The organism is Maritimimonas sp. 2205BS37-2, assembly GCF_056591755.1.
Genome location: NZ_JBWQOI010000004.1, coordinates 1 through 7,157, shown reverse-complemented (window position 1 = coordinate 7,157; position 7,157 = coordinate 1). Strand labels below are relative to the sequence as shown.

Genomic DNA, 7,157 nt, shown 5'->3' with positions numbered 1-7,157 from the left:
TACAGAGACAGTCTATGTTACTCAAACAGTTGCAGGCTGTGAGAGTCTTGCAACACAAGTAGATATTGTAGTAAATTCACTACCGGTAATTACAAATGTATTATCTACTGATCCAACTACAGCAAGCTGCCCTACCTTGGATGATGGCACTATTACAATAACAGCCACAGGAGCTAATTTAGAATATAGCATAGATGGAGGCGCAAATTATCAAGCATCAAATGTGTTTACAGGCTTAACAGCTGGAGGGTCACCATATACTATAGCAGTTAGAAATTCAGTGACCTTATGCGAAGTTATTGACCCAACTCAAGTAACATTAATTGCCCCAGGATGTAATCCTAGTATAGTAGTTACTAAAACTCAAACAGGAGGTCCTAATCCGATAACAGCAATTGGTCAAACATTAGATTATACGATAACACTTGAAAATGATGGTGATTTAGTTCTTAATAATATTAATATTACTGATATTTTACCAAATGGGACAAATGGAACATTAACAGGTCCTACTGGAGATGGAGGAGTCGTTGGTGTTATCGAAGTAGGAGAAATTTGGACATATACTATCAGTTACACTACTTCATTAGCAGATTTCCAAGCGGGTGTCGATTTAGTAAATACAGTATCAGTTACAACAGATGAAATAACCACCGCTGAATCAGATACAGCAATAACTCCTATTGTAGTTTCTGATCTAAGCTTGGCAAAGGCAGTAGACAATACTACACCAAATGTAGGAGATACAGTAACTTTTACGTTAACCATAAGTAATGGTGGTGTTAATGATGCTGCAGGAGTTGCCGTTGAAGATGTGGTTCCAAACGGATATGGAAGCATTACACCTATTACAGCCGGAGCTACAGTAGTCGGAAATACAATTTCTTGGTCAGGGTTAACTGTGACCTCAGCGGTCGACGTAACTCTACAATTTACTGCTCAAGTATTGGCTTCTGGAAATTATGGGAATCAGGCCGAAATTACAGCATCAGATAATGTAGATCCTGATAGTGATCCTAATGATAGCTTTGGTGCCGATGACTATGGAGATGGTAACGCAGATGATGACGAAAGTAATATTGTAAATATCAACCCTGTTGCTGTTTCAGATGTTAGCCTGGCTAAAACAGTAAATAATGCAACACCTTTAGTAGGAAGTAATGTAGTCTTTACATTAACGGTTAGCAATGCGGGCCCAAGTGATGCTACAGGGGTTCAGGTAACAGATATAATACCAACAGGATATACCTATGTAAGTGATGATGGCGCAGGAGCATATGTAAATGGTACTGGAGTATGGGCAGTCCCAACGATCATCGCAAGTGGAACGCAAGTACTAAATATTACTGCTACTGTAAATGCAACGGGTAACTATAATAATATAGCGGAAATAACTGCAAGTGATAATACAGATCCCGATTCTACACCTGGAAATGGAATAACCACTGAAGACGATTATGCCGAAGAAAATACCGCGCCAGTACCGGTATCGGATGTTAGTTTGGCTAAAGTAGTAGACAATACAACACCGCTAGTTGGAAGTAATGTAGTCTTTACATTAACCGTAAGTAATGCTGGCCCAAGTGATGCCACGGGTGTTCAAGTAACAGACATATTACCAACTGGATATGCCTATGTAAGCGATGATGGTGTGGGAGCTTATGTGAGTGGAACAGGAATATGGACGGTTCCGACAATCACGGCAAGTGGTACGCAAGTATTAAACATTACAGCAGCAGTAAATGCTACGGGTAATTATAATAATACTGCCGAGGTAACTGCAAGTGATAATACAGATCCAGATTCAACACCTGGAAACGGAGTAACTACCGAAGATGATTTTGCAGAAGAAAGTACAACACCTACTGCTGTTTCAGATATTAGTTTAGCTAAAACGGTAGATAATGCAACACCACTTGTAGGAAGTAATGTGATCTTTACGTTAACAGTGAACAATGCTGGGCCAAGTGACGCAACGGGTGTTCAAGTAACAGATCTATTACCAACAGGATATACCTATGTAAGTGATGATGGTGCAGGAGCATATGTAACTGGTACTGGAGTATGGACAGTCCCAACAATTACTGCAAGTGGAACGCAAGTACTAAATATTACTGCTACAGTAAATGCAACAGGTAATTATAATAATACTGCCGAGGTAACTGCAAGTGATAATACTGATCCAGATTCTACTCCAGGGAATGGAATAACTACTGAAGATGATTATGCCGAAGAAGGTACTGCTCCGATAGCGGTTTCAGATATTTCATTAGTGAAAGCAATAGACAATGCAACGCCATTAGTAGGAAGTAATGTAGTCTTTACACTAACAGTTAGTAATGCTGGTCCAAGTGACGCTACAGGTGTTCAGGTAACAGATCTATTATCAACAGGATATACCTATGTAAGCGATGATGGCGCTGGAGCTTATGTAAATGGAACAGGAATATGGACGGTTCCTACTATTACATCTGGAGGAACACAAGCGCTGAACATCACAGCAACAGTAAATGCTACAGGTAATTATAATAATATAGCTGAAGTAACTGCAAGTGATAATACAGATCCAGATTCTACACCTGGAAATGGAATAACTACTGAAGATGATTATGCCGAAGAAAGTAGTACACCAACACCAGTATCAGACTTGAGTATAGCGAAAGCAATTGATAATGCAACTCCATTGGTTGGATCAACAGTTACATTTACGTTAGATGTATCAAATGCGGGCCCAAGTGATGCCACAGGAGTTACCGTTGAAGATGTTGTACCAACGGGATATGATACTGTTACAGCTATTACAGCAGGAGCAACGGTTGTAGGAAATACTATTTCATGGGTTGGATTGACAGTTCCGGCAGGAACCACAACTAGCTTACAGTTTACGGCAAATGTATTGCCAATAGGTAATTATGGAAATTTGGCCGAAATTACGGCTTCAGACAATGTTGACCCAAATAGTGATCCAAATGATAGCTTCGGTGTGGATGATTTAGGAGATGGATTACCTGATAATGATGAAAGTGATCCAATTGTAGTAACCCCTATAGCAGTATCAGATATTGATCTTTCTAAAGCGGTTGATAATGCAACGCCATTGGTAGGTAGTAATGTGATCTTCACATTGACAGTAAATAATACTGGCCCAAGTGATGCAACGGGTGTTGAGGTGGCAGATCTATTACCAACAGGATATACCTATGTAAGTGATGATGGCGGAGGAGCATATGTGAGTGGAACCGGACTTTGGACTGTTCCAACAATTATAGCCGGAAATTCTGCTACATTGAATATTACGGCAATAGTAAATGCAACAGGTAATTATAATAATATTGCCGAAGTAACGGCAAGTGATAATACAGATCCAGATTCTACACCTGGAAATGGTATAATCACTGAAGATGATTATGCAGAGCAAAGCACAATTCCAGTCCCTGTCTCTGATGTGAGTATTACAAAAGCAATTGATAATGCAACACCTCTAGTAGGCTCAACAGTTACATTTACATTAGATGTATCAAATGCCGGCCCAAGTGATGCCACAGGAATTATCGTTGAAGACGTAGTACCAAATGGTTATGATACCGTTACAGCGATTACTGCAGGTGCTACAGTAGTTGGAAATACAATAACTTGGAGTGGATTAGCGATTTCGGCTGGAAATACAACATCATTACAGTTTACGGCTAGAGTTCTGGCATCAGGAAATTATGGGAATAGAGCAGAAATTACAGCGTCAGATAATATCGATCCAAATAGTGATCCAAACGATAGCTACGCTACCGATGATCTAAGTGATGGATTACCTGACAATGATGAGAGTGACCCAGTTGTAGTAACTCCTATAGCAGTTTCTGACTTAGAAATTAGTAAGGTAGTTGACAACGCAACACCGTTCGTAGGATCGAATGTGGTATTCACAATTACAGTAACAAACAATGGGTTGAGTGATGCTACTGGCATTGAAGTAACCGATCTTTTACCAAATGGATATACGTATGTAAGTGATGACAGTGGTGGAAGTTATAATGATGTTACTGGCGTATGGCTTACTGGTAATATTTCTAATGCTAGTACAGCTTCTATAAATATTACTGCGTTTGTGAATCCGGTCGGAACATATACTAATACCGTAGAAATTACAGCATCAGATAATTTCGACCCAGACTCAACACCAGGTAATGGTTTAACTACTGAAGATGACTATAGTTTTGTAGATGTAAACCCAATCGCAGTTTCTGATCTTGAAATAAGTAAGACCGTAGATAACAGCTCGCCATTTGTAGGTTCAAATGTTGTCTTTACCATAACAGTAACCAATGATGGACCAAGTGATGCTACTGGAGTTCAAGTTACAGATCTACTACCTTCAGGGTATACTTATATAAGTGATGATAGCGGAGGAGCATATAATTCAGCTACTGGTTTATGGACCGTGCCAACAATTTCAAGATTGGCAGGAAGCAATACCTCAGTAATTAATATCACCGCCCTAGTATTAGCAAATGGAGTGGCTGCAGATTATGAAAATTTTGCGGAAGTAACGGCATCAGATAATGTAGACTTTGATAGTGACCCAACAGTAGGTTTTGGTACAGATGATTTAGGCGATGGAGTTGCTGATGACGACGAAACTTCGGTAGTAGTAACACCAATTCCGGTTTCAGATTTAAGCTTAGTTAAGACTGTGAACGACCTAAATCCTACTACAGGAGATATTATAACATTTACTTTAACGGTGCACAACGATGGACCAAGTGATGCAACTGGAATAGGGGTAGAAGATGTAATTCCTGATGGGTACGGAAATATTACCAATATTAATAATGGCGGAATATTAACGGGGAACACGATCACATGGTCTGGATTAAACGTTGCAAACGGAGCCGATTTATTATTACAGTTTGATGTTGAAGTATTACCAACAGGTACAAATACCACAACAAGTTATTATAATCAAGCAGAGATTATTGCATCAGATAATGTAGACTTTGATAGTGATGTTACTGAAAGCTTTAACGTAGATGATGATAATAATGGTAATTTAAATGATGACGATGACGAAAGTATATTAGATACAATTATTATAAACTTCTTGCCAACAGCCGTTGATGATAATGTTGAAGTCGTAGAAAACACATCAGACAATCCAATTATGGTGTTGTTAGATAACGGTAATGGCCCAGACGATTTTGGTAGAGACGGCCCTGGTAATGATCCGATTATTATAGCAACACCTCCAACAAATGGAACAGCTGTCGTTAATGACAATGGAACGCCAAATGATCCAACAGATGACTTTGTTGAGTATACACCAAATCCAAATTATACGGGCCCTGATTCATTTACCTATACTATTGAAGACGGTCAAGGTTTACAATCAAATCCTCCTGGCGTTGGAGATACATCAACTGCAACAGTATTCATATTAGTCCTTGTTGATACTGATGGAGATGGAGTGCCAGATATTACAGATATTGATGATGATAATGATGGTATTTTAGATACCGCTGAGAGTAATGGTATAGATGCAACTGGTGACGATGATAACGACGGAATACCAAATTTTGAAGATCCAGACTTCTGTGTTCTAAATGCAAATAATGTCTGTGATAATCTCGATTTAGATGGTGATGGAATTATCAATCAATTAGATATAGATGCAGACAATGATGGTGTACCAGATAATGTTGAAGGACAATCTACCGCAGGATATATTGCTCCATCTGGAGTTGATTCTGACGCTAATGGATTAGATGATGTTTATGAGTCGAGTCCAGGCGCAGGAGAAGGTATTAGTCCTGAGAATACAGATGGAACCGACAATGCAGATTATTTAGATCTAGATTCTGATAATGATAACGTACCCGATAGTATTGAAGCGCATGATGCAAATCATGACGGTATGATTGATAGTGGTGATGTTTCTGGAGGGTTACCTATTCCAATATATTCTGGAGTAGATTCAGATCAAGATGGTCTTGATGATGCTTTTGAAGGATCTGATGTGAATGACGGGTACGACGTAAATGATGAAATAAATGATCCAGCAATTGATTTACCAGATACTGATGGTACAGAAGATGTTGATTATAGAGATATTGATGATGATGGCGATGGTATTTCAACATTAGACGAAGATCTAAATGGCAACAATGATCCTTTCGATGACGACTTCGATGGTGACGGTCAACCAAATTACTTAGATATTGATGATGATAATGATGGTATTTTAACTAGCGTTGAAGGTATTGATAACCTAGATGGAGATACCAACCCAAATTATTTAGATATTGATTCAGACGATGATGGAATACCTGACAATGTAGAGGGTCAATCAACAGCTGGATATACTGAGCCTAGTGGTGTGGATGTTGATAATGATGGCTTAGACGATGCTTACGATAGCAATATATCTGGTAATCCAAATTCTAATGGCATTACACCTGAGAATACAGATGGTACAGATGACCCTGATTATCTTGATGATGATTCTGATAATGACGGGTTAGAAGACTCTGTAGAAGGTCATGATACAGATCATGATGGTTTCCCAGATAGAGAGTCAACAGGAACTGACACCGATGGTGATGGGTTGGATGATGGCTATGAAGGTTCGAATCTGAATGATCCTTTTGATGTTAATGATGAGATAATGAATCCATCCAATGACCTTCCAAATAGAGATCAAGACCTCGAAAACGACCCGTTGTATGCAGATATCGTTGAAGGAGATATAGAACCAGATTATCGTGACTTAGATGACGATGGTGATGGTGTTCCAACCAATGAAGAAGATACTAATGATAATGGTAGTTGGACCGATGATGATTGTAATTTTAATTTAGTTCCTAATTATTTAGATCCATTGTCTTGTGATATTGTTCCAAACGGATTCTCACCTAATGACGACGGTAGTAACGATACCTTTATAATTCCGTTATTAACTGGTTATCCAGACTTTAGATTAGAAATCTATGACCGTTGGGGTAATAGAGTTCATAATTATGATAATAACGGAAGATCAAGTAATGATATTCAATGGTGGGATGGTTATTCTGATGGAAGATTAACACTTAGAAAAGATGATAAGCGAGTTCCGGTGGGCACCTACTTCTATATAATTTATTTTAATGATGGAGAAAGAAAGCCTCAAA

At 38.8% G+C, this 7,157-nt stretch carries 1 protein-coding gene; it reads left to right on the top strand.

Going from position 1 to position 7,157, the window contains the following annotated elements:
- Positions 1-7,157 (top strand): DUF7507 domain-containing protein (locus tag AC1EUU_RS15375; RefSeq protein ID WP_480202337.1); only part of this gene is annotated, 7,157 nt, incomplete at both ends.